The 23,787-nt window shown below is 43.1% G+C and carries 22 protein-coding genes, 1 other RNA gene and 1 other annotated feature; of the genes, 6 read left to right on the forward strand and 17 right to left on the reverse strand.

What is annotated here, in order from left to right; all coding sequences use genetic code 11:
• Positions 1-21 precede the first annotated feature (21 nt).
• The 4 genes from NST39_RS12905 (at position 22) to NST39_RS12920 (ending at position 2,972) form a co-directional block, all read left to right on the forward strand.
• Positions 22-750, forward strand: a complete 729-nt coding sequence (locus tag NST39_RS12905; protein WP_044139592.1) for an amino acid ABC transporter ATP-binding protein — start codon at positions 22-24, stop codon at positions 748-750.
• A gap of 13 nt (positions 751-763) precedes the next feature.
• The gene (locus NST39_RS12910; protein WP_341028716.1) at positions 764-1,573 is read left to right on the forward strand and encodes a transporter substrate-binding domain-containing protein; all 810 of its coding nucleotides are present in this window, start codon (positions 764-766) and stop codon (positions 1,571-1,573) included.
• A 79-nt stretch (positions 1,574-1,652) separates the two neighbouring features.
• Entirely contained in the window at positions 1,653-2,306 is a 654-nt protein-coding gene (locus NST39_RS12915; RefSeq protein ID WP_341028718.1) for an amino acid ABC transporter permease, read from the forward strand.
• Between the two features lie 15 nt (positions 2,307-2,321).
• Positions 2,322-2,972 (forward strand): amino acid ABC transporter permease, encoded by a 651-nt coding sequence (locus tag NST39_RS12920; protein WP_065098512.1) that lies wholly within the window; start codon positions 2,322-2,324, stop codon positions 2,970-2,972.
• A 208-nt stretch (positions 2,973-3,180) separates the two neighbouring features.
• On the opposite strand, the gene NST39_RS12925 is transcribed toward NST39_RS12920, so the two are convergent.
• From NST39_RS12925 to cymR, 8 genes are all read right to left on the reverse strand, one after another.
• On the reverse strand, positions 3,181-3,312 hold the full coding sequence (locus NST39_RS12925) for a YrzQ family protein (protein ID WP_003216198.1): 132 nt from the start codon (positions 3,310-3,312) through the stop codon (positions 3,181-3,183).
• 20 nt (positions 3,313-3,332) lie between these two features.
• The gene (locus NST39_RS12930; RefSeq protein WP_003216308.1) at positions 3,333-3,524 is read right to left on the reverse strand and encodes a hypothetical protein; all 192 of its coding nucleotides are present in this window, start codon (positions 3,522-3,524) and stop codon (positions 3,333-3,335) included.
• A 13-nt stretch (positions 3,525-3,537) separates the two neighbouring features.
• Entirely contained in the window at positions 3,538-3,996 is a 459-nt protein-coding gene (locus tag NST39_RS12935) for a PRC-barrel domain-containing protein (protein ID WP_065098677.1), read from the reverse strand.
• Between the two features lie 134 nt (positions 3,997-4,130).
• Positions 4,131-6,515, reverse strand: a complete 2,385-nt coding sequence (gene recD2 / locus NST39_RS12940; protein WP_065098513.1) for an SF1B family DNA helicase RecD2 — start codon at positions 6,513-6,515, stop codon at positions 4,131-4,133.
• A gap of 19 nt (positions 6,516-6,534) precedes the next feature.
• Entirely contained in the window at positions 6,535-7,188 is a 654-nt protein-coding gene (locus NST39_RS12945; protein WP_185107042.1) for a tetratricopeptide repeat protein, read from the reverse strand.
• Between the two features lie 60 nt (positions 7,189-7,248).
• The gene (gene mnmA, locus NST39_RS12950) at positions 7,249-8,367 is read right to left on the reverse strand and encodes a tRNA 2-thiouridine(34) synthase MnmA (protein WP_341028724.1); all 1,119 of its coding nucleotides are present in this window, start codon (positions 8,365-8,367) and stop codon (positions 7,249-7,251) included.
• Between the two features lie 95 nt (positions 8,368-8,462).
• On the reverse strand, positions 8,463-9,605 hold the full coding sequence (locus NST39_RS12955) for a cysteine desulfurase family protein (protein ID WP_106066921.1): 1,143 nt from the start codon (positions 9,603-9,605) through the stop codon (positions 8,463-8,465).
• A gap of 18 nt (positions 9,606-9,623) precedes the next feature.
• Entirely contained in the window at positions 9,624-10,043 is a 420-nt protein-coding gene (gene cymR / locus NST39_RS12960; protein WP_044139599.1) for a cysteine metabolism transcriptional regulator CymR, read from the reverse strand.
• Positions 10,044-10,250: 207 nt separating this feature from the next.
• Here cymR and NST39_RS12965 point away from each other — a divergent pair, with 207 nt between their 5' ends.
• On the forward strand, positions 10,251-11,516 hold the full coding sequence (locus tag NST39_RS12965; protein WP_065098515.1) for a replication-associated recombination protein A: 1,266 nt from the start codon (positions 10,251-10,253) through the stop codon (positions 11,514-11,516).
• Between the two features lie 33 nt (positions 11,517-11,549).
• On the opposite strand, the gene NST39_RS12970 is transcribed toward NST39_RS12965, so the two are convergent.
• The 5 genes from NST39_RS12970 to NST39_RS12990 form a co-directional block, all read right to left on the reverse strand.
• A complete protein-coding gene (locus NST39_RS12970) occupies positions 11,550-12,314 on the reverse strand; it encodes a tRNA threonylcarbamoyladenosine dehydratase (protein ID WP_044140034.1) in 765 nt (254 codons plus the stop codon).
• 92 nt (positions 12,315-12,406) lie between these two features.
• Positions 12,407-12,587: non-coding RNA, 6S RNA (gene ssrS, locus NST39_RS12975), on the reverse strand.
• A gap of 77 nt (positions 12,588-12,664) precedes the next feature.
• The gene (gene aspS, locus NST39_RS12980; protein WP_341028728.1) at positions 12,665-14,443 is read right to left on the reverse strand and encodes an aspartate--tRNA ligase; all 1,779 of its coding nucleotides are present in this window, start codon (positions 14,441-14,443) and stop codon (positions 12,665-12,667) included.
• An 18-nt stretch (positions 14,444-14,461) separates the two neighbouring features.
• Positions 14,462-15,736: a histidine--tRNA ligase gene (hisS, locus tag NST39_RS12985; protein ID WP_003216423.1), complete on the reverse strand. Its 1,275-nt coding sequence runs from the start codon at positions 15,734-15,736 to the stop codon at positions 14,462-14,464.
• A 74-nt stretch (positions 15,737-15,810) separates the two neighbouring features.
• Positions 15,811-16,050, reverse strand: a binding site (T-box leader).
• 58 nt (positions 16,051-16,108) lie between these two features.
• On the reverse strand, positions 16,109-16,279 hold the full coding sequence (locus NST39_RS12990; RefSeq protein WP_157957781.1) for a YrzK family protein: 171 nt from the start codon (positions 16,277-16,279) through the stop codon (positions 16,109-16,111).
• A 161-nt stretch (positions 16,280-16,440) separates the two neighbouring features.
• Between NST39_RS12990 and NST39_RS12995 the strand changes: the two genes are divergently transcribed.
• Complete coding sequence (locus NST39_RS12995) at positions 16,441-17,997, forward strand: SH3 domain-containing protein (protein WP_426552288.1); 1,557 nt, start codon at positions 16,441-16,443, stop codon at positions 17,995-17,997.
• 96 nt (positions 17,998-18,093) lie between these two features.
• Here the strand turns inward: NST39_RS12995 and dtd are convergent, their stop codons facing one another.
• The 4 genes from dtd to recJ form a co-directional block, all read right to left on the reverse strand.
• On the reverse strand, positions 18,094-18,537 hold the full coding sequence (gene dtd / locus NST39_RS13000; protein ID WP_044140029.1) for a D-aminoacyl-tRNA deacylase: 444 nt from the start codon (positions 18,535-18,537) through the stop codon (positions 18,094-18,096).
• An 18-nt stretch (positions 18,538-18,555) separates the two neighbouring features.
• The gene (locus tag NST39_RS13005) at positions 18,556-20,766 is read right to left on the reverse strand and encodes a RelA/SpoT family protein (RefSeq protein ID WP_044140028.1); all 2,211 of its coding nucleotides are present in this window, start codon (positions 20,764-20,766) and stop codon (positions 18,556-18,558) included.
• A gap of 142 nt (positions 20,767-20,908) precedes the next feature.
• Entirely contained in the window at positions 20,909-21,421 is a 513-nt protein-coding gene (locus tag NST39_RS13010) for an adenine phosphoribosyltransferase (protein WP_003216770.1), read from the reverse strand.
• Positions 21,422-21,444: 23 nt separating this feature from the next.
• Positions 21,445-23,769, reverse strand: coding sequence for a single-stranded-DNA-specific exonuclease RecJ (recJ, locus tag NST39_RS13015; RefSeq protein WP_217012248.1), 2,325 nt, complete (start codon positions 23,767-23,769; stop codon positions 21,445-21,447).
• Between the last annotated feature and the right edge of the window lie 18 nt (positions 23,770-23,787).

The raw sequence follows: 23,787 nt of genomic DNA on the forward strand, positions 1-23,787 counted from the left end.
ATGTACAAGAGGAGGTTCTTCATGATCACATTCGAAGAAGTCAACAAGCATTATGGCCAGTTCCATGTACTGAAAGACATTAACCTACATATTCAAAAAGGTGAGGTTGTCGTGATCATCGGTCCTTCAGGATCAGGTAAAAGCACGATGCTCAGATGCATCAATCGTCTTGAAAGCATTGATGAGGGAAAGGTACTCGTCAACGAAGTGCCTGTTCAGCATCCGAAGACCAACATCAATCTTGTCAGGCAAAATATTGGGATGGTGTTTCAGCATTTTCACCTCTACCCTCATAAGACGGTGCTTGAAAACATTATGCTTGCGCCAATGAAGGTGAAAAAGGTGAGCAAGGAAGAAGCGAGGGAAACAGCCGAATTTTATTTAAATAAAGTCGGTATTCCTGATAAAGCGGACGCCTACCCTTCAAGACTCTCAGGCGGACAGCAGCAGCGTGTTGCCATTGCAAGAGGGCTTGCGATGAAACCAGAAGTCATGCTGTTCGACGAACCGACATCCGCACTTGACCCAGAGATGATTGGAGAGGTACTAGATGTGATGAAGCAGCTCGCCCGAGAAGGAATGACCATGGTTGTCGTCACTCATGAGATGGGATTTGCCAGAGAAGTCGCCGACCGTATTGTCTTTATTGATGAAGGCAGAGTTCTTGAAGAGTCAACACCGGCTGCATTTTATGAGAAACCGCGTGAGAAACGCGCTCAGCTCTTTTTAAGCCGTATTTTAAATCACTAGGGGGAATGATTTGATGAAAAAAATGAAACGCTTTGGCCTACTACTCTTTATGACTTGCTGTATTGCTGCATTGGCTGCTTGCGGATCTGCTGAAAAAGGCTCGACTGATGCAAAAAAAGGAAGCTCTTTAGAAACCATTCAGAAAGACAAAAAAATCATATTCGGGGTCAAGAATGATACACGTCTCTTCGGTCTCAAAAATCCTAGCAGTGGAGATATCGAAGGGTTTGATATCGATATTGCAAAAGCTATTGCAAATGAAATGCTCGGTGATGAAGGAAAAGCAGAATTCAAAGAAGTGACATCAAAAACGAGAATTCCACTACTGCAAAAAGGAGATATTCATGCGATCGTCGCAACCATGACGATTACCGAAGAGCGTAAAAAAGAAGTCAATTTCTCAGATGTTTACTTTGAAGCAGGACAATCACTGCTTGTGAAAAAAGGAAGCGACATTCAATCGATTGATGATCTTAAAAAAGGGACGAAAGTGCTTGCAGTGAAAGGATCTACTTCTTCTCAAAATATCCGCGAGAAAGCACCTAAAGCGTCTGTATTAGAATTTGAGAACTATCAGGAGGCTTTTACAGCTTTAAAATCAAACCAAGGGCAAGTGCTGACAACCGATAATGCGATCTTATTTGGTATGGCAGATGAGGATTCAAATTACGAAGTCGTCGGCGGCACCTTTACAGATGAGCCTTATGGTATTGCTGTGAAAAAAGGTGATCAGAAATTAACAGCTGCGATCAATAAAGCCCTAAAAACCTTAAAAGACAATGGAGAGTATGACAAGATTCATCAAAAATGGATCAAAGAATAACCGTTTGACTTGTGAAGAATGATTCTCTCAGGGTGAGCCGCTCATTGGCTCACCTGTTGATAGGAAGGAAGTGAACTGATTGCTACGGTTTTCCATTCTTATTGAAAATTTTCATCTTTATGTAGAAGGCTTCAAATATACCGTTGGTGCAAGTGTCATTGCTTTGATTGGAAGCTTTTTGATCGGTACACTCATTGCCATTATGAGAATTGCGCCACTTAGGCCGCTCAACTTATTAGGAACGGCTTACGTGGAATTTGTTCGGAATATTCCGTTATTATTGATTACATTTGTCTTCTTCTTTGGATTACCCGTGCTAGGCATTGTAGCAGATGGCTTCACCGCTGGCACAATTGCCCTTGCCATTTATACCTCTGCCTTTATTGCTGAAGCCATTCGCGCAGGGATACAAGCTGTACCGCTTGGACAAATGGAAGCAGCCCGTGCTTCAGGTCTATCCTATGGCGGGACGATGCGGTATATCATTCTGCCGCAAGCAATTAAAATTGTCATTCCCCCTCTTGGGAATCAATTTATTAACCTTGTCAAAAACTCCTCTATTTTAGGTGTTATTGCAGGGTTTGACCTTATGTATCAAGGAGACCTCATCGCTTCTAGAACATTTGTGACATTTGATGTCTACATCTTTGTTGCCATGTTCTATCTGCTATTAACGATTCCGCTCAGTTTAGGCGTTGGTTATTTAGAAAAAAGATTAGCAAGAAGCCACTAGAAAGGAGGAAACATCATGGATTTTCTAGGTGCCTACCAGCCTGATCATCTCGCCTTTTTACTTGAAGGATTTGCTGTCACCTTAAAAGTGGCTTTTATCTCCATCATTTTGAGCTTTCTCATTGGATTAGTCATTGGCACATTACGGTTCGCTCAAATTCCAGTTTTATCAAAGATCGTTGCAGTCGTCGTCGAAACCATTCGAAACCTGCCGCTCTTATTGATCATCTTTTTCACATATTTTGCACTGCCCGAAATCGGCATTAAGCTGAGCATTACAGCCTCAGCTATTGCAGCTTTAACCGTATTTGAATCAGCAATGCTGTCAGAAATTATTCGAAGCGGTTTAAAATCAATTGATAAGGGACAGATCGAAGCAGCCAGGTCTTCTGGTTTAACCTATATCCAAACGTTAAAAATGATTATTATGCCGCAGGCTTTACGCCGAATGGTACCGCCGATTGTCAGTCAATTTATTTCTCTTTTAAAAGATACATCGCTTGCCGTTGTGATTGCCCTTCCAGAACTATTGCATCACGCTCAAATATTAAACGGTCAGAGCCAATCTTACTTACTGCCCATTTTCTTATTAGCGGCAATGATGTATTTTGTCGTCAATTTCAGCTTATCATTACTGGCGCGCCGATTAGAATATAGGCAGGCATAAAAAAGACATCCGCTTTTGGCGGATGTCTCAGCGTGTAGGCAAACCCTCGCATTCGGTGTCAGGTCTGCGCTCCAGTACTCACGAATGTCAAATTCGCTCCGTTCCGATGCTCGCCCTTCCTAGACTTCAAAGGTTTTATATCACGCTGAAAATGAAAACAAAGGGCTAAAATGAAGGTCATTTTAGCCCTTTGCCAACAATTATTTGCTTACATCATTCTCATAACGCGTTTTCTTAGCTTTTTCATATCCCGCTTTGATGGCATATCATATCGGCTTGCAAAGTGATATGCGAGTGCACCTGCACCAAGCGTTAATAGTGAAGAAGTCATTTTGCCCATTCGAAATTCCCCCTTAACACTTATAGTTGAATTGAACGTTCATCATCACTAAACAGATCATCTAAGCTGCTTAGTGTTCCGTCTTCTTCCACTTGGTGTGTAGATATTTTGCCTTTTGACAGCGTCAATTCAATAAAACAGCCCCAGCAATAATATTGATTGACCCCAATTTTTCCGATGTCTTTACATTTGCAATTTGGGCAAATGAGCATAATCAGCACCTCTTTACGTTCGGTTTAGAACAAGTGCTTCCTTTTGAACGTTGATCAAGGTTCCGGCAGCCTGAAGCTGTTTTCGAATCCCTGATAGCTCTGTAAAGAAGCCGTCCGAGAGTTCATATGCTACGATTGTGCCCGAATTTGTGCAAAAGTATACATCTTCTAAAATGCCTAAATTTTCACCGTCAGGCGACTGCATCATTTTCTTTTTCAATTTCGAAAATAAGAAGGATGGGGCGGAGGATTCCATGCCTATTCCCTCCTGGCAGCTCACATATAAGCCTTTGTCTGTCAGCTGATCCCCAGCCGAGAATGGAACGAGTGCACAGTCTTTCTTTTTCCCATCTAACACATATCCTCCGCAGTTGCCTCCGGCTAATAAACAAATATCTTTTATCGAACCAAGTGAATGAGACGTTTCACCTGTATAGATTGACATTCCTTCAAGCTCTCGACATGTTCTCAAAATGTGCTCAACCACCTTTTGCGGAACAGTCTTATCGTGTGCGTTTGCGTCAAGACTCATACGAAGAAATGGCTTCCATGAACGAAATATGAGGATTTCTTTTCATGCTAAAAAAGCTCCCATCTGGAAGCCTTTTATTCATGCATAAAATCAAATGGAGTGATTCCCTCCATACCGATATTTGCATCATGCACGCTAAACGGCAGTTCTTTTTGAAGTGCTGCAAGCTCCGCATCCATAACCTCTTCGGTTTGCACGAGCCGCATCGTTAAGGACGTTTGTCTGAGCGAATCCTCATTGTTTTTCACGCCCCACTCCAGTGCTGATTCCTCGCCGCACAGAATTAAAAACTTTTTACTTCGTGTAATGGCTGTGTACAGCAGATTTCGCCGAAGCATTCTATAGTAGCTTCTCACGACTGGAAGCACAACGATGGGGAATTCACTGCCTTGTGATTTGTGGATCGAACAGCAATAGGCATGTGTAAATTGATGAAAATCCTTTTTTGTAAAGGTGATTTCATTCCCATCAAAGGAGATCACAGCCATGTCTTCTTTTTCCGTGTTTTCTTTCGCATAGAAAATCGAGACAATCTCGCCAATATCACCGTTAAAAATATTGTTCTCTGGCTGATTCACTAGCTGAAGCACTTTATCACCGGTCCGGTACACGACATCACCAAATGGGATTTCTCTGCCCTTTGGTTTTTTAGGATTCAAAATGTGCTGCAGCATTTTATTGAGCTCATTAATGCCTGCTTTTCCTTTATACATGGGCGCAAGCACTTGAATGTCTTTAGCTGAATAGCCTTTTTGAGCAGCATTGCTGACGACCTTCTCAATCACTTCTTTCATTTGATCAACTGAGCATTTTATGAAAGATCGATCCTTTGAACGTGCGGTAATATCCTTTGGCAGGACGCCATTTTTCATATCATGTGCAAGTTCAACAATGCTGGAGCCGTCTGCCTGACGGTAAATATCTGTCAGGGTAACAGCTGGCACAGCTTGTGATGCAAGCAAGTCTCTTAACACTTGGCCTGGTCCGACTGACGGAAGCTGATGTTCATCCCCCACCATGATCACTTGGATATGATCAGGAATGGCTTTAAACAAATGATTCGCAAGCCAAATATCTAGCATACTTGATTCATCAATGATGACAAGCTTTCCTTCAATCGGCTGTTCTTCATCATGCGAGAATCCCTCTGACCCGTTCCAACCAAGCAGCCGGTGAATCGTCACAGCTGGAAGCCCTGTTGATTCTGTCATCCGTTTAGCTGCTCGTCCAGTTGGCGCCGCAAGCACAAATGGAAAGGATTCATCTTTTTTGTAATCACTCGGATCAAGAGATACCCCGTGAAGATCGCTGTAAAGCTCAACAATCCCTTTAATGACTGTTGTCTTCCCAGTCCCAGGTCCGCCTGTTAAAAGCAGCATTGGGGACATGAGCGCCTTTTGAATCGCTTCCTTTTGTGTCGGTGCATACTGGACGCCCAGCCGTTCCTCGAGCTCACCAAGAGCTAGCAGAAATTCTGATTCAGGGAATTGATCTGCATATTCCGTTTGGGAGACGATTTTTTGTATACGTTTGGCGACACTTTGCTCGGCATAAAATAAGGACGGATGATAGCAGCGCTCATCTTCAATGATCATCTCTTTCCCTTCGCCAAGTGCAATGATCTGATTGGCGACGTCCATTTCCGTCACTTTGTACTCATTGCCTGTCTGATTGAGCAGTTTTCGGGTTTCGACGATCAAATCCTTTGTTTGTATGTACGTATGACCGTCCTGAAGGCTGGCTGTCTCCACTGTATAAAGCAAGGCTGCACGGATTCGCTCTGGGTCATTTCCTGAGATGCCGGTTCTAGCGCCAAGTTCATCCGCCTTAATAAATCCGATCCCTTCGACATCCTTGACGAGCTGATACGGGTTTTCTTCAATCTTCTGCAGCGTCTCACTCTCGTACACTTGATAAATCTTCATGCTGAGCTGCGGACCAAAGCCGTATTGATTCAGGCTGATCATGATTTGTTCCAGTCCTTGATGCTCCTGGAGCGCTGCGGCCAGCTTATCTGCCTTCTTTTTTGATAAGCGCGGAACGTCATACAAAACCGCTGGGTCACGCATAATTTTATGAAGCGTCTGGGTGCCAAGCTGCCCTACAATTTCTTCCGCCGTCTTTTTCCCTATCCCTTCGAATAAATCACTTGAGAGATAATGAATGATTCCTTGCTTTGTTGTCGGTACTTCCTTTTGAAAATGAGTGGCCTGAAACTGTTCACCAAATTTCGGATGGCTTGTGACTTTGCCATAGAAGGTGTAAGTTTCTTCCTCATGAAGTGCTGGGAAGTAGCCTGTGACAGATGCTGTTTTTTCCTCTAAGTTTTCCGATGTTTCAATGACTTTCACCTTTAACACCGAGTATAAATTACTTTCATTATGGAAAATAACGGCTTGAACTGTCCCTTTTAAAAACGGTTCGTCCTCAAGCTTCATTTGATCTGGATGTTCCTGCACAGGTCTTCCCTCCTTCCGTCTATTCTGCTTCTTGAATCAGCTTTTGCGCATGTAGTGCCAGCATATGGTCAGGCTGCACGTCAATGGCTTTTCCTAGCATCTCAAGTGCTGCGTCTTTTTTCTCTAAGTATGCATACGCAACCCCTAAATTATAAAAGGCATCTGCATGCTGCGGATCACGCACGATCACCTCGGTAAAGGTCGTCACCGCTTCTTCCAGCAATTGTTCATTAGCTAAGCACATGCCAAATTGAAATCTTGCTTCATTATCATCTTCATTCAGTTCGATGGCACGCTGAAGATAAGGCATCGCAAGCTTCGGCTGCTCTAATTTGATGAGCGTTTGCCCCAGCATATAAAATAAATCACTATTTTCCATCCCAGCTTGTAGTGCTTGTTCAAAATAGTCTTTTGCTTTCATAAAGTCTTCTTTTAATGTGTATACATTTCCTGCCCCGTAATAGGCTGCAGCTGCGGCGTGATCAAGTTCTATTGCTTTTTGAAAGAAGTTTAACGCACGTTCAAATTCATTAATGCTTGAAAGCAAGTTCGCAAAGTTAATATATGGAACCGGGTCTTTCGGGCTTTCTTCAATGGCTTTCGTAAAAGCTTCTGCTGCTTTTTCGATGTTCCCCTGATTTAAGGCTTCTATGCCGATTTCGTTATGATTCATTCGCTCTCTCATCCTTTCATTAAAAAACCTCAACAGCGACGTTGAGGTTTTGAAAACATGTTACACGTACGACAGCTTTTGGCCGACCTTAAAGACATCGTCAATTGTTCCGCCGCCGAGACATTCGTCGCCATCATAAAAGACAACCGCTTGTCCTGGTGTGACAGCACGAACGGGTTCATCAAAGATGACCATCGCTTCTTGCTCACCTGTCATTTTCACCTTCACATGGTGATCTTCTTGACGGTATCTGAATTTAGCTGTGCAGGTTAATTCACCGTTTTCACCGACAATATGAGGACGAGTCCAGCTGATATTGACGGCTGAAATGCTTTCAGAATATAAAAGTGGATTATGGAAGCCTTGTTCGACAAACAGGATATTTTGTTCCAAGTCTTTTCCAACGACAAACCAAGGATCACCGCTACCGCCAATGCCAAGACCTTGGCGCTGACCGATCGTGTAATACATCAGTCCATCGTGCTCCCCTTTGACTTCTCCGTCCATCGTCTGCATCACGCCAGGCTGTGCAGGCAAATATTGACCGAGGAACGTTTTAAAGTTTCTTTCTCCAATAAAGCAAATACCCGTTGAATCTTTTTTCGTTGCTGTTGCGAGCTCTGCTTCTTTTGCCAATTCACGAACCCTTTTTTTCTCTAGATCACCGATTGGAAACATGACTTTATCAAGCTGTTCCTGAGTCAGCTGATTTAAGAAATACGTTTGGTCTTTGTTGGCATCAAGACCTCTTAGCATTTTGACTTCATCGCCAGTTCTGTCGACGCGCGCATAGTGACCTGTTGCTAAATAATCCGCACCGAGTGACAATGCGTGCTCAAGGAACGCTTTGAACTTAATTTCTTTGTTACACATGACATCAGGGTTTGGCGTTCTGCCCGCTTTATATTCATCAAGGAAATATTGAAACACTTTGTCCCAATATTGCTTCTCGAAATTCACTGCATAATAAGGGATTCCAATTTGGTTACATACGCGGATGACATCCTCATAGTCCTCCGTTGCTGTACATACACCATTTTCATCTGTGTCATCCCAGTTTTTCATAAATATGCCGATTACATCATAGCCTTGCTCCTTTAGCATAAGAGCAGCAACTGATGAATCGACTCCTCCGGACATACCGACCACAACTCTTGTGTCTTCTGGTCTTTTTGTCATCTTCATCAACTCCATTTTCAATGAAACAGCATGTGCGTTTCGTTCTTCAGGTGCCTGGCTGTTTCATTTTTCACACACGAACAAAAGAGGAACGTTTATTTGGCTAAGCGTTTGACAACAGCTACTATCTTGCGCGCCGCCTGCTTCACATGATCCTCTTCATTCCCAAGACCGAAGCTTATTCTGACTGAGGACGTCAGCTTGTCTGCTTCTTCGCCATACATGGCGCTTAACACGTGCGAAGGAAGGACGGATCCAGCCGTACATGCAGATCCACTTGAAACAGCAATTCCTTCCATATCTAAATTCACAAGTAACGATTCGATAGAAACGCCCGGGAAATGAACATTTAAAATGTGCGGCAATGTCTCTTCCGGGTGCCCATTGATAGAGAAAGTAAGTGATTCCTCTTCGAATACTTGTAGCATGATTTCTTTGAGCTTACCATAATGCATGGCTTTTTCTCTTCTATTTTGCTTCGTTAATTGAACAGCTTCTGCAAGTCCGACGATCCCTGCCACATTTTCAGTGCCAGCACGGCGTTTTCTTTCTTGTTCTCCTCCGAAAATTTGCGGAGAAAGTTTCACGCCTTCGTTTACATATAAAAAGCCCGTTCCCATTGGACCATTTAGCTTATGGCCAGAAGCAGATAAGAGATCAATATGAAGGTCTGCTACATCGATTGGCATTGTTCCAAACGCCTGCACGGCGTCTGTATGAAAATGAGCAGTGTGATTGTGTAAAAGCTCGCCAATGTCTTTGATTGGCTGAATCACACCTGTTTCATTATTGCCGTACATGATGGTCACAAGAATCGTATCATCTCTTAGTGCTTGTTTTAGTTGTTCAAGATGAATCAATCCAGTTTCATCCACATCTAAATATGTCACGTCAAATCCTAGCTTCTCTAGGCGTTCACATGTGTGCAGCACCGCATGATGCTCTGTTTTTGCTGTGATGATATGTTTTCCTTCATGCTGTCTTGCCATGGCCACACCTGTAATCGCCAGGTTGTCCGCCTCTGTTCCTCCACTTGTGAGGATGATCTCCTGTGGTTTACAGTGTAATTCTCCTGCAATCACTTCTCTTGCTTCATCGAGCCACTTTCTTGCCTCGCGCCCATATGAATGAATACTAGAGGGATTGCCAAATATCTCTGTAAAGTAAGGCATCATCTTGTCCACAATACGCTGATCCATCGGCGTTGTGGCTGCATGATCTAAATAGATACGTTCCATTCCCGGTACACCTCTGATCTAAATATAGAACATATACGCCTCTTGATCCTCGTCATCTTGATAGCTTGCCAAGTCTTCAAGAGTTGTATTGTCCAGTACGTCTTTTACTGCATCACGAATCCGAATCCAAAGTGCACGCTTTGCTGGTTCCTCGTTTTCAATGACTTCGACAGGACTAATCGGTCCTTCTAATACACGAATAATATCACCGGCTGTGATCTCGTTTGGTTCATGTGCAAGAACATAGCCGCCATATGCACCGCGAATACTTTTCACAAGACGAGCATTCCGAAGTGGTGATACAAGCTGCTCTAAATAATGCTCAGACAAATTATTGTTTTGAGCGATTGATTTTAATGATGTAGGGCCTTCGCCATGTTTTTTGGCTAATTCGATCATGATCGTCAGACCATATCTGCCTTTAGTAGAAATTTTCAAGTTAAACACCTCTGCGTTTTCTATTTCTATGTCATCAATTATTTTTCTGATTTCATATACGCTTATATAGACCAAAAGCAATTATATCATACTTTCAGCCAACTTTCATTTGCCGGTTCTGAGCGCGATAAGAGGACGCATCCCTTTTCTATTTGAAGAAATTTCGGTACTCTATACAAACAAGACATTGCTTTAGGAGAGATAATCATGAAACCTTTAGCGTACCGGATGCGCCCAAGTCATATTGAAGACATCATTGGGCAGGAGCATCTCGTTGGAGAAGGTCAAATTATTAGACGAATGGTCGAGGCAAAACATTTATCCTCGATGATTTTATACGGACCGCCGGGCATCGGAAAAACATCGATTGCGACGGCGATCGCTGGCAGTACAAGCATTGCGTTTCGGACGTTGAATGCGGTCATTCATAACAAAAAGGATATGGAAGCTGTCGCCGCTGAAGCGAAAATGAGCGGCCAGGTCATCCTCATTTTAGACGAGGTTCACAGGCTTGATAAAGGAAAGCAGGATTTTCTTCTTCCTTATTTAGAAAATGGCATGATCATTTTAATTGGCGCAACGACGGCTAACCCCTATCATGCGATCAACCCTGCCATTCGAAGCCGGACACAAATATTTGAGCTAAAACCGCTTGAAACAGAGCAAATCAAGGCTGCATTAACAAGAGCGTTACAGGATGAACATCGCGGACTTGGCGGGTATGAGGTGGCAGTAGACGATGAAGCGATGAATCATTTTGCCAATGGATGCGGCGGAGACGTACGCTCTGCTTTAAATGCGTTAGAACTAGCTGTTTTATCGACAAAAGCAGATGAGGCTGGGCATATTATGATTACTCTTGCCGCAGCAGAAGAATGTTTACAAAAAAAGAGCTTCTCACATGATAAGAATGGTGATGCTCATTATGATGTCCTCTCGGCTTTTCAAAAATCCATTAGAGGATCTGACGCAGATGCGGCGCTGCATTACCTTGCCAGACTGATTGAAGCAGGAGACCTTGAAAGCATTTCAAGGAGATTACTCGTGATGGCTTACGAAGATATTGGCTTAGCTAGTCCGCAGGCAGGCCCTCGTGTGTTAAGCGCTGTTCAAACAGCAGAAAGAGTCGGCTTCCCGGAAGCCCGAATTCCGCTGGCTAACGCAGTCATTGAACTGTGTCTTTCTCCTAAGTCCAACTCAGCATATAAGGCGATCGATGCGGCACTTGGTGACATTCGTTCAGGGAAAATTGGTGAAATCCCTGTTCATTTAAAGGATGCTCACTACAAAGGAGCTACAGCACTCGGCAGAGGTGTCGATTACTTATACCCACACGATTATGAAAACGGCTGGGTGAAGCAGCAGTACTTACCTGATCCGCTGAAAAACAAGCAATACTATGAACCGAAGCAAACAGGTAAATTTGAAGGCGCACTGAAACAGGTATATGAGAACTTAAAACGCCAAAAATAAAAAAAGCCCCCTGCCTATTAGCAGGTGGGCTGTTTATTTATCTTTCACACGTGTAATTGGAATATCTTTCAAAAGCTGCATAATGACATGACCACCCATGATCAATCCTGCAACAGACGGGACAAATGCATTGGATGATGGCGGCATTTGTGCCTTGCGAATCTTCGCTTCATCATTTCCAACTTCTTTTCTGACATCTTCGCGAATCACAATCGGACTTTCATCAGAGAAGATGACTTCAATCCCTTTACGAATCCCTTCTTTGCGTAGACGCGTTCTCACGACTTTTGCAATTGGGTCGGTATGTGTTTTTGAAATGTCATCAATTTTGAAGCGGGTCGGATCTGTTTTGTTTGCTGCTCCCATACTTGAAATGATGTTCACATTGCGTTTCAGACACTCTTTCATTAAATGAATTTTATAGTGAATCGTATCTGACGCATCGATGACATAATCAAGCGGATATTCAAAAAATTGCTCATATGTTTCCTCTGTATAAAACATCTTGAGTGCAACAACTTCACATTCTGGATTAATATCAGCGATTCTCGCCTGCATTAAGTCAACCTTTGGCTGACCAACTGTTGAAAGCAATGCTGGCAGCTGACGATTTACATTTGTAATATCAATATCATCTTTATCAACAAGAACAATACGGCCAACACCTGAACGAGCGAGTGCCTCAACTGCAAATGAACCAACGCCGCCCACACCAAGCACTGCCACTGTACTGTTTTTTAATATATCTAAGCCTTCCTTGCCAATGGCAAGCTCGTTTCTTGAAAACTGATGTAACAAGTGCCTCACTCCACCTTTATTTAAAATGAATCGAAAGAATCATATCATATTCAACCTTCTTCGTCATCCTTCTGAAAAAGAAAAAAACACAAAAAAGTCCCGACAACGCCGCCAGCTTTTCCTTCGTTTTGAACCCCGCACCATGCAGGTGGGTGCTTTCTTCCTGACTTTATAAGTCCTCTAAAGAGGCATTTATGCAGAAAGGAAAGGCAAGCTCCCGTATAAAAAAATGTTCGGTCAAAACTAGGTAACCATCGTACGTATCAGGACTTTATTTATTGATTGAAGAAAGCATATCATAGGCATGCCGCTTTTTCAAGCGTTTACATGCCTATATCCATGCGTCTATTTTACTGTTTTACTTTTGTTTTAATGGCTAAACTTAGCTCTTCAAGCTGCGCTTCGCTCACATGGCCTGGAGCATCTGTTAACACGCAGCTCGCACTTGCCGTTTTCGGGAACGCAATCGTGTCTCTTAGGTTAGAGCGGCCGGCAAGCAGCATCACTAAGCGGTCAAGACCAAGCGCGATTCCGCCATGCGGAGGAACACCGTGCTTAAAAGCATCTAGAAGGAAGCCGAATTGTTCATAAGCCTCTTCTTTTGAAAACCCAAGTAAGCTAAACATTTTTTCTTGAATGTCCTTTTCGAAAATACGAATCGAACCTCCGCCAAGCTCATAGCCATTCAGGACAAGATCGTATGCCTGTGCCTTCATGTCTTCTGGGCTTGTCTCAATTAATTCAAGATCGTCGCGTACTGGCATTGTGAAAGGATGATGGGCAGCATAGAAGCGGCCTTCTTCTTCATCTTTTTCAAGCAGCGGCCAATCAACAATCCATAAGAAGTTGAATACAGACTCATCGATGAGTTCAAGCTCTTTGCCGAGTTTTAGGCGAAGGGCGCCAAGTGCGTCATGGACAACAGACGTCTTATCTGCAACAAAGAGTAAAAGGTCGCCTTCTTCGACTTGAAGCTGCTCTTTTAATTCTGCTTGCTTTGCTTCGTCAAAGAATTTAGCAATCGGCCCTTTTAATTCTGTCCCTTCTGCTTTAAGCCAAGCTAGACCTTTTGCACCGTAGTTCGCAGCAAATGCACCAAGGGCATCAATGTCTTTTCTTGAGTAGTTCGCTGCAGCCCCTTTGACATTGATGGCTTTCACAGCTCCACCATTTTTTACAGCTCCGCTAAAGACTTTGAAATCAGAGTCTTTTACCGTGTCTGAAATGTTGACAAGCTTCATCTCAAAACGTGTATCTGGTTTATCAGAACCATAAGAGTTCATCGCTTCATCATAAGTCATGCGAGGTAATGGCAATGTCAAATCTACGCCTTTGACATCTTTCATCACCTTTGCCATCATCTCTTCAGCAAGCGTCATAATGTCCTCTTGACTCATAAAGGACATTTCGATATCGACTTGTGTGAATTCCGGCTGACGGTCAGCACGCAAGTCTTCATCTCTAAAGCAGCGGGCAATTTGATAGTATCGATCCATTCCTGAGACCATCAGCAATTGTTTAAATAATTGCGGGGACTGAGGCAAGGCATAGAACTCTCCTTCGTGTACACGGCTTGGAACAAGATAGTCACGTGCACCCTCTGGCGTACTTTTAGTTAAAATCGGTGTTTCAATATCTAGAAAGCCGTTGTCATCTAAGAAATGGCGGAATGCTTTTGTGACTTCATGTCGCATTTTCATCGTTTCAAACATAGCAGGACGGCGAAGGTCTAAGTAACGGTATTTTAAGCGCACATCTTCTGATACCTCGTCCGCTTGATCTGAAATAACAAAAGGAGGGGTCTTCGCTTCATTTAACACGCTGACCGTTTCGACTTGTATTTCAATTTTCCCTGTTTTTAGATTTGGATTGATCGTTGCTTCTTCTCTTGCGACAACCGTTCCTTTAATATCAAGGACATATTCATTACGAATCGATTCTGCTGTCTCGAGTGCCTCTTTTGAAAGGTCTGGATTGAAAACAGCTTGTACAATTCCTGTACGGTCACGCAGATCAATAAAGATTAGTCCGCCAAGGTCACGTCTTTTTTGAACCCACCCTTTTAATACAACGGTTTGACCGATTTGGTCTTCTGTTACTTCTCCACAATAAAAAGTTCTACCAAACACAAACATTCCACTCCTTCTTTACGCCTTCTTGTGGGCCTTCATCATTTGAATCAGCTCATCAAGCTTCACTTCAATTTGTTCACCCGTTGTCGTATCTTTTACATTCACAATGTGCTGCGCCAGCTCATCTTCACCAAGGACTGCAATAAACTTGGCTTTTAATCGATCAGCCGCTTTAAATTGTCCTTTTAATTTCTTCCCTGTATAGTCCATTTCGCTTGAAATGCCTTCTTTTCTCAGACGATTTAATAATGAAACAGCGTAATCTTTCGCATCATCACCGAGTGCAGCAATGTATAAATCAATGCCATCTTGCAGTGGAAGATCAATCCCTTCAGCATCGATTGCTGATAGGAAACGCTCAATACTCATAGCAAAACCGATTCCTGGTGATTCAGGACCGCCAATTCCTTCAACAAGTCCATCATATCGGCCTCCGCCGGCTAATGTGGTAATCGCACCAAAGCCTTCAGCATTACTCATGATCTCAAATGCCGTGTGATTGTAGTAATCAAGGCCGCGCACTAAGTTCGGATCGACGACATATTCAACGCCTATATCTGTTAAGTATTGTTTGACCTTTTCAAAATAAGTCCGTGATTCATCATTTAAGTAATCTTGAATGGATGGAGCCGTTGCCATCAATTCGTGGTCACGATCCTTTTTACAATCAAGAATTCGCAGCGGATTTTGATGTAAACGGGTTTGACAGTCATGACAGAATTCATCGATTCTTGGCTCAAAGTGCTCAACAAGTGCCTTGCGGTAGTCTGCACGGCTCTCTTTGTCACCAAGGCTGTTAATGACGAGCTTTAAGTTTGAAAGACCTGCTTTCTCATAAACACTCATCGCAAGGGAAATAACTTCTGCATCAATGGCTGGATCCTTTGAACCGATCGCTTCAATCCCAAACTGATAAAATTGACGATATCTTCCCGTTTGCGGACGTTCATAGCGGAACATTGGCCCAATGTAATACAGCTTTGTTGGCTGCGCCGGCTGTGCAAATAATTTATTTTCAACATAAGAACGTACGGTTGATGCCGTTCCCTCTGGACGAAGGGTGATGCTGCGCCCCTTTTTATCTTCAAATGTATACATCTCTTTTTGAACGATATCGGTTGATTCGCCTACTCCCCGTGCAAACAGCTCTGTATGCTCAAAAATCGGTGTGCGGATTTCTTTGTATTGAAAGGCCGCACATGTATCTCTTGCAATTTGTTCAACATACTGCCAGCGTTCTGACTCTCCAGGTAAAATATCCTGTGTGCCTCTTGGAATATTAAAACTCATTTTTCGTCCTCCTACGACCATCATTCATTTTTTTATGTGGACATATAAAAAACCCCCGCCTCTACTATGTGTATAGTAGGGACGAGAGTTATACCCGTGGTGCCACCCTAGTTGGAACATGATCTAGCCATGTTCCCGCTCAAATCCTTAACGCAGATTCACGTTCTCCGCCTATTGACTCATTTTTAGAGCGTTCAGCAGGAAACCTACAGAGTGTTCTTTCGTGATAAATGCCATGCGGATTCGCTTTCAGCCTAAGGCGATTCCTCTCTGCTCACGCAATTTACCCTACTATTCTCTATCATCAGTTCCACATTTTAAATTTTCAAGTGTGTTGATTTATATTATAATAAGGTCGGTGCTGCCACTCTGTCAACCCTTGCCGGGCCTCTTTTTCTTTTCCAGCTCTTCTTTTGACGTACATCCGTATTCAGATGCGGTTTCTTCAAGGAAGCCTGGTTGATCCATTTCGTCGTGCTGCCAGCGATCGATATCACGATGTCCATTATATTGCACTCGTCCTAATTTTCTACTTAATCTCATGTTTGTACATCCTTTTATCACGTTTTTATTTAGTATAAACAGATTGATTCATTTTTATTAGGGAAACTGCAAGGAATTAGTCCATTACATAACGAATTTACATTCATCGGTTTTACAAGGGAGGGGAAAACATCGTTTTGAAACTAAAAAAACACAATCAAATGATGATGCTGCTTACCTGTTTTGTTCTCATTGCAAGTACTTTGCCTATGACACATGCTACAGCACAAACTGATCAAGCTGTGGTCGCTACAGATGAAATCAATGTGAGAACGGGCCCTGGCTTAAGCTATGGAATCGCAGCTGTTGTGAAGCGCGGAGAAAGCTATCCCATTCTCACGAAACAAGGAGAATGGGTGCAGATCGGGCTATCGAACGGTCAAAAAGGGTGGGTCGTCTCATGGCTGATTACGACATCATCTGGCGGCCAAAACTCCGCTAAGCCAAAGACGCAAAATCAAAGCTCAGCAGGCAGCGGTTCCATTACATCGACAGCCTCTGATCTTCGCATACGGACAGGCCCTGGGACTTCCTATCAAGTCGTCGGAACTTTCCCGCAAGGCGCTTCCGCTAAAAAGCTGCAGACAAGCGGCGAATGGACAAAAATTTCGTATAAACAAGCAGTAGGCTGGGTTCACTCTGATTATGTGTCAGGCGGCCAAAAAGCTGCTCAATCAAGCTCTGGCGAGTCCTCTCGCTCTAAACAGACAGGCACAGTTGGCGTATCGAGCTTGAATGTAAGGCAATCGGCGGCACCAAATGCACAAGTCGTCGCTTCACTTGCCCGCAACACACAGATCACCATTTTGCGCGAGCAGAACGGCTGGTATGAAATTGAGGCAAAAGGTGTGAAAGGCTGGGCAGCAAGCTATTACATCGTCACAAGCAATGGAGCGAGTTCGGCTGGTGAAAAGAATCCATCTTCTTCGGCTTCCCAAAAGAAAGCGTACATTGTCTACGATGGCACCAACATTCGAAAAAGTGCTTCTACCTCTGCTCAGATTGCAGAAAGAGCCACAAAAGGCGCTGCCTATCAAATTGTTCGCACGCAAGGTGACTGGTACGAGGTGACGTTATCAAACGGCGGAACTGGTTATGTAGCAAGCTGGGTCGTTCAAACGAATAAAAATAGCAGCGAGGCACCAAGACCACAGCAGGATTCTTCATCAGGAACTGGTTCTTTAAAAGGAAAAACGATTGTTCTTGATCCAGGTCATGGCGGAAAAGACAGCGGCACGATTGGAGCAGATGGTGCGTTTGAGAAGAACATTACCATCAAAACCGCCAATTTACTGGCAGGAAAATTAAGGGCTTCTGGTGCAAATGTCTATTTAACAAGAAGTGAAGATACTTTTATCAGCCTTCAATCGAGGGTTGCAACATCTCATTACAGAAATGCAGATGCATTTATTAGTCTTCATTATGATAGTTTTATGGACCCAAGTGTCAGAGGAAGTACGGCATATTATTATCAAGCAGCAAAAGACCAGCAATTAGCGACAAACGTTCATACAGAAGTCGCTAAACGCTCTCAAATCCCTGATAAGGGTGTCAAATTCGGAGATTATTTCGTGTTAAGAGAAAACAAACGTCCTTCTCTTTTATATGAACTCGGCTATTTAAGCAATCCTCAGGAGGAAGCCATCATTTATAGCGCCTCTTACCAAGAACGAGTCACAGAAGGAATGACAGAAGGATTAAAACAATATTTCCGCTAGAAAAAAGAGGCCACTGCGCCTCTTTTTTGTTTGATCGCAAAAGAAAAAGACTCTAAACAAACTCCTGCAAGAGTTTATCTACAGTCTAAAGTGAATCTATTCTTTGCTATCCATCCAGATAGTGACAGGCCCTGAATTGGTCAATGACACATCCATCATCGCGCCAAAGCGGCCAGTTTCTACATGAATACCTTTTTCTCTAAGGGCTTTATTGAAACTTTCGTAAAGGGCGTTCGCAGCATCTGGCTTGGCTGCTTTCATAAAATTTGGCCTTCTGCCCTTTCTCGTATCACCATAAAGAGTAAACTGAGACACAGACAGCACGCTTCCTTTTACATCCAATAACGAATGATTCATTTTCCCGTTTTCATCCTCAAAAATACGTAAATGTGCAAGCTTATCAGCTAAATAATGCACATCTTCTTCTGTATCTTCGTGTGTGACACCAACGAGTACCATATATCCTTCATTGATGGCACCTGTGATCTCTTCTTCTACCTTCACAGATGCACTTGTCACACGCTGCACAACAAGCCTCATAGACGATATACTTCCTTTCTAATTCATGAATCGGCGAACAGAGTAGATGTCTTTGATTTGTTTAATGCGTTCTACCACTTTGTGCAAATGGTTAATGTTTTGGATAAAGATCGCCATATGGATCGTCGCCACTTTGTTACGGTCAGACTTACCAGAAACCGACGAGATGTTCGTTTTGGTTTCGTTGACTGCTTGAAGCACCTCATTGAGTAAGCCGCGTCTATCATATCCTAGTATTTCAATTTCCACATTGTATTCTTTACGGTTTCGAGCAGGCTGTTCGTGCTCCCACTCTACCGGAATTAACCGTTCTTGCGCTTCTCCTGTCTTCACGTTCGGACAGTCATCACGGTGAACAGATACGCCTCGGCCTTTCGTAATAAAACCAACAATGCTATCACCTGGAACAGGGTTACAGCACTTAGATAAGCGGACAAGCAGGTTATCTATCCCTTTGACTCTTACACCTGCTTCTCGTTTCTTCCCGTGATATGTCTTTGGCTCTACTGTCACTTCTTGAACCGTTTTTTCTTGTTCTTCTTGATCTCTTTGTTTTCTTTCTTTTTCAGTTAAACGATTGGCGACTTGGAGTGCAGTAATTCCGTTATAACCAACCGCTGCATACATATCCTCTTCGTTTGAAAAATTAAATTTGTCAGCCACTTTTTGCAGGTTTTCAGCTGTCAGGATGTCTTTGACATCAAACTCAAGGTTTTTGATTTCTTTCTCCACGAGTTCTCGGCCTTTTTCGACATTTTCTTCACGGCGCTGTTTTTTGAAAAACTGTCTGATCTTGTGCTTCGCTTGGGAGGTTTGGGCAAGTTTGACCCAATCCTGACTTGGCCCATAGCTGTGCTTTGATGTCAGAATTTCAATAATGTCACCTGTTTTCAATTTATGATCGAGCGTGACCATCTTTCCGTTGACCTTCGCACCGATCGTTTTGTTCCCAATTTCCGAGTGAATCCGGTAAGAGAAGTCAATCGGCACGGAACCCGATGGCAGTTCAATGACGTCTCCTTTTGGAGTAAAGACAAACACCATATCAGAGAAGAGATCGATCTTTAACGATTCCATAAACTCTTCTGCATCTGTCGATTCATTTTGGAATTCAAGGATTTCTCTAAACCAAGAGAGCTTCTTCTGGAAGACAGCTTCCTCCGTTGATTCTGCTGACTCTTTTCCTTCTTTGTATGCCCAGTGCGCAGCAATTCCGTACTCTGCAATTTCATGCATTTCCACTGTTCGGATTTGAACTTCAAGCGGGTCACCTTTTGGCCCAATCACTGTTGTATGAAGCGATTGGTACATGTTCGGCTTTGGCATTGCAATATAATCCTTAAACCTGCCTGGCATCGGCTTCCAGCATGTATGGATAATCCCGAGCACGGCATAGCAGTCTTTAATGCTGTCAACCAAAATACGAACGGCCAGCAGATCATAAATTTCATTAAACTGCTTATTTTGCAGGACCATTTTGCGATAAATACTATAAATATGCTTTGGTCTTCCGGAAAATTCAGCCTTGATGTTTACCTCTGACACACGATCTTTTACTTCATTGACAACCTCATCCAAGTATTCCTCACGTTCCGCTCGTTTGCGCTTCATGAGATTCACGATCCGGTAATATTGCTGCGGATTTAAGTAACGGAGCGCTGTATCTTCAAGCTCCCACTTAATCTTTGAAATCCCTAATCTGTGCGCAAGCGGTGCAAAGATTTCAAGAGTTTCATTTGAAATTCTACGTTGCTTTTCCTGAGGAAGATGTTTGAGCGTTCTCATATTGTGCAGACGGTCTGCCAGTTTAATCAAGATGACGCGTATATCCTGCGCCATTGCCACAAACATTTTTCGATGGTTTTCGGCCTGCTGTTCTTCTTGTGATTTATATTTAATCTTCCCGAGCTTTGTTACACCATCAACAAGCATCGCAACTTCTTCGTTAAAATACTCTTTTAAATCCTGTAATGTCACATCTGTATCCTCGACAACATCGTGCAGGAAACCGCCTGCAATGGTCGATGGGTCCATTTCAAGGTCAACAAGAATCCCCGCCACTTGAATTGGATGGATAATATAAGGCTCACCAGATTTCCGGTATTGCTCCTTATGTGCATTTTCAGCATATTCATATGCTCGCTCTATAAATTGAATATGTTCAGCGGACAGGTATTCTCTTGCCTTGTCAATGACCTGCTGCGCCGTTAAAACTTGTTCGTTCGCCATGGAATCACCTTTTTAAATGAAAACTGTATTGTAGTTTATTATCAAGAAAAATTCGATAGATGTAAAGAGAAGAAGTCCGCTAAAAGATTTTTGATAGGAAAAAAGCACCCTTCTTACCGAGTGCTTTTTTCGTAAAACTCCATTAGTATTGCATTAACGTCAAGATGTCGTAACCGTCAAGCTTCTTTCTGCCGTCCAGATACGTCAGCTCAATCAAGAATGCAATTCCTGCCACAACGCCGCCCAATTCCTCTACAAGCTTGATGGACGCTTCAATTGTTCCACCAGTCGCAAGTAAGTCATCTGTAATCAATACACGTTGACCAGGACGAATCGCATCTTTATGAATCGTTAATACATCTTTCCCATATTCTAAGCCGTATTCGACTTTAACGACTTCACGAGGAAGCTTTCCTTCTTTACGAACCGGTGCAAAACCTACACCAAGTGCGTATGCTACAGGGCAGCCAATAATGAATCCACGCGCTTCAGGTCCAACAATGAGATCAATGTCTCTTTCCTTCGCGTATTCAACGATTTGATCCGTTGCATAACGGTACACTTCGCCTTTATCCATTAACGTTGTAATATCTTTAAATTGTACACCTTCCTTTGGGTAGTCAGGTACAACTGTCACATATTGTTTTAAATCCATCTTTTCCTTTTCCTCCTCGTACGTCAAAGCACAGGTGAGACTTCGCTCATCATGCTATTCAGCCATTCCTTCAGCTCTTTGGCTGAGGAATATGTTAGTGTTTGATCGAGTTCCATCAATCGTTGTTTTGCTGTATAGGATGCTGATGCTGTTAAATCTTTTTTAGGGGCATCACGTACTATTGACAGCACACCATTCTCTATTTTAACAAAACCAAGTTCAAAAAACACCTTTGTCATAAAAATCATTGTATCTTTTGTCCAGCCCCTATGTTTCGCAAGCTCCATTCCTTGTTCCTTGAGAGGGAAACTTCCTCGTTTTAACAAGAATCCATAAAACCATTTGAATTGATCACGGCTAGGGAAAGCGGACATGAAATGATCTTCTTTTCTTTGGAAAACCGTATAAACTCTAGCTGGCTTTTGGTTTTCTAACAGCTGCCTTAGCAAGTGTTCATCTGCAGGAACATCTGCAAAGACGACATACTTGCCTTCTACATCGAATGTTGAAACATTTTCTGCATGGACATGATGAATCGGGATATTGACATCCTGTTTTGTTTCTTCGTCAAAACAGACCACCACATATTTTTCTGGATCAAGCGTGGAGATGGTCTTTTCCCAATCCTTTTTGCCGCGCAAATCAAACAGCTGCCATTCATCTACTCGGGCATCTTTTAGCATGAGCTGTGGTTTCTTCCGGTTATTCCATTCATTGATGGACATTTCACCAATGACGGAAATGCGGCTACCTGTGACAACTTCTTCTTTTAATTGACCTTGATGAAAACCGACACAGTCAAGCAGCTTATCTTCATCTTTCAGAGACATTTTAATATGATTCTGATTTGCTCCAATTGTTCGGATTTCTTCAAGTCTCACATCTTCAATCATGATGAACGGCTTTGGATTCTGCATGCCAAATGGTGACAGCATCCCCACTTCTTCAATCGCTTCAACCGTCAATTCGTCTACCTTGCATACAGCATCAACCCGCTGAATCGGAATAAAATCTTCTTCTGTCAACGTTTCATTCGCATATTGATTTAATCTTTCCCTTAGTAAAGGAACATCATCCGCCCGAAGTGTCATACCCGCAGCCATCGGGTGCCCGCCAAAATGCGGCAGAATGTCGCGGCATTTGCTTAAATGGAAAAATAGATCGAAGCCAGGAATACTCCGCGCTGATCCTTTTGCCATTTGCGTCTCTTCATCTATTCCAAGCACAATCGCCGGACGAGAAAATTTATCCGTCAATTTAGAGGCAACAATTCCGACAACACCCGGATTCCAGCCAGCTTTCGCTACAACGATTGCAGACTGGTCATCACCTGTCTCTTCCACCATTTGAATGGCTTCTTCTGTGATCGTACTCACAATTTTTTGACGTTCTTTATTCAGTTCTTGTACAAAACGAGCGAGTTCTTCTGCTTCATCCTTATCCTCTGTCATGAGAAGATGAACAGCTGGATCGGCCTGTTCAATTCGCCCTACAGCATTCAGCCTTGGCGCAATTTGAAAGCCGACCGTTTCCTCATTTGCTTCTTCAAGAGTAGCACCTGCTTCTTTTAATAACGCCTTCAGCCCCGGTCTATTCGACTGCCTAAGCTGCATAAGCCCTTTTTTAGCGAGCCATCTATTCTCATCATGAAGCGGCACAAGATCCGCTATTGTCCCAATTGCCGCAAGATCTAACAGCTGAGTTGGCAGCTTTCCAAGAAGAGCATGCGCCACTTTAAACGCTACGCCTACACCGGCAAGTTCTTTAAACGGATACTCACATCCCGGCTGCTTAGGATGGACAATCGCAAGTGCCTCAGGAAGCTCCTCACTTGGTTCATGATGATCTGTAATGATCAGGTCTAACCCTATTTCTTTTGCAATACGTGCTTCATTTACAGCTGCAATGCCTGTATCGACGGTGATGACAAGCGATGCGCCTTGCTCTTTGATATATCGAAAAGCCTGTTCATTAGGCCCATAGCCTTCTTTAAATCGATCTGGAATATAAAAGTCTACTTTCGCAGACAACTCTTTTAATGTATGTAAAAGCACAGACGTACTTGTCACACCATCCGCATCATAGTCTCCGAAGATCACAATCGATTCCTGCTCTTCGATCGCTTTGTTGATGCGCTCTACTGCTTCTTTCATTCCTTTTAATAGAAATGGATCATGAAATTCGGCTTTTTGATCAAATAAAAAAGACCTCGCTTCTTCTACTTCTTCGAGTCCTCTTTTTACAAGAAGCGATGCAGTCAGCGCTGAAATATTCAGATTTTCAGAGAGTGATTTCACTTTTTCTTCGCTTGGATGTTCATATTCCCAGCGCATTTTGGATAATAACATAAATTCACCCCTCAACCA

This window comes from Bacillus sp. FSL W8-0645 (assembly GCF_038007905.1).
Taxonomy (GTDB): Bacteria; Bacillota; Bacilli; order Bacillales; family Bacillaceae; genus Bacillus; species Bacillus pumilus.

Excerpts from the sequence above, each read along its gene's own strand:
- NST39_RS12905 (WP_044139592.1), top strand. The coding sequence starts at position 22 with ATGATCACATTCGAAGAAGTCAACAAGCATTATGGCCAGTTCCATGTA.
- NST39_RS12910 (WP_341028716.1), top strand. The coding sequence starts at position 764 with ATGAAAAAAATGAAACGCTTTGGCCTACTACTCTTTATGACTTGCTGT.
- NST39_RS12920 (WP_065098512.1), top strand. The coding sequence starts at position 2,322 with ATGGATTTTCTAGGTGCCTACCAGCCTGATCATCTCGCCTTTTTACTT.
- NST39_RS12925 (WP_003216198.1), bottom strand. The coding sequence starts at position 3,312 with ATGGGCAAAATGACTTCTTCACTATTAACGCTTGGTGCAGGTGCACTC.
- NST39_RS12930 (WP_003216308.1), bottom strand. The coding sequence starts at position 3,524 with ATGCTCATTTGCCCAAATTGCAAATGTAAAGACATCGGAAAAATTGGG.
- NST39_RS12945 (WP_185107042.1), bottom strand. The coding sequence starts at position 7,188 with ATGAATCATAACGAAATCGGCATAGAAGCCTTAAATCAGGGGAACATC.
- mnmA (WP_341028724.1), bottom strand. The coding sequence starts at position 8,367 with ATGACAAAAAGACCAGAAGACACAAGAGTTGTGGTCGGTATGTCCGGA.
- NST39_RS12955 (WP_106066921.1), bottom strand. The coding sequence starts at position 9,605 with ATGGAACGTATCTATTTAGATCATGCAGCCACAACGCCGATGGATCAG.
- NST39_RS12965 (WP_065098515.1), top strand. The coding sequence starts at position 10,251 with ATGAAACCTTTAGCGTACCGGATGCGCCCAAGTCATATTGAAGACATC.
- hisS (WP_003216423.1), bottom strand. The coding sequence starts at position 15,736 with ATGAGTTTTAATATTCCAAGAGGCACACAGGATATTTTACCTGGAGAG.
- NST39_RS12990 (WP_157957781.1), bottom strand. The coding sequence starts at position 16,279 with ATGAGATTAAGTAGAAAATTAGGACGAGTGCAATATAATGGACATCGT.
- NST39_RS12995 (WP_426552288.1), top strand. The coding sequence starts at position 16,441 with ATGATGATGCTGCTTACCTGTTTTGTTCTCATTGCAAGTACTTTGCCT.
- dtd (WP_044140029.1), bottom strand. The coding sequence starts at position 18,537 with ATGAGGCTTGTTGTGCAGCGTGTGACAAGTGCATCTGTGAAGGTAGAA.
- NST39_RS13005 (WP_044140028.1), bottom strand. The coding sequence starts at position 20,766 with ATGGCGAACGAACAAGTTTTAACGGCGCAGCAGGTCATTGACAAGGCA.
- NST39_RS13010 (WP_003216770.1), bottom strand. The coding sequence starts at position 21,421 with ATGGATTTAAAACAATATGTGACAGTTGTACCTGACTACCCAAAGGAA.
- recJ (WP_217012248.1), bottom strand. The coding sequence starts at position 23,769 with ATGTTATTATCCAAAATGCGCTGGGAATATGAACATCCAAGCGAAGAA.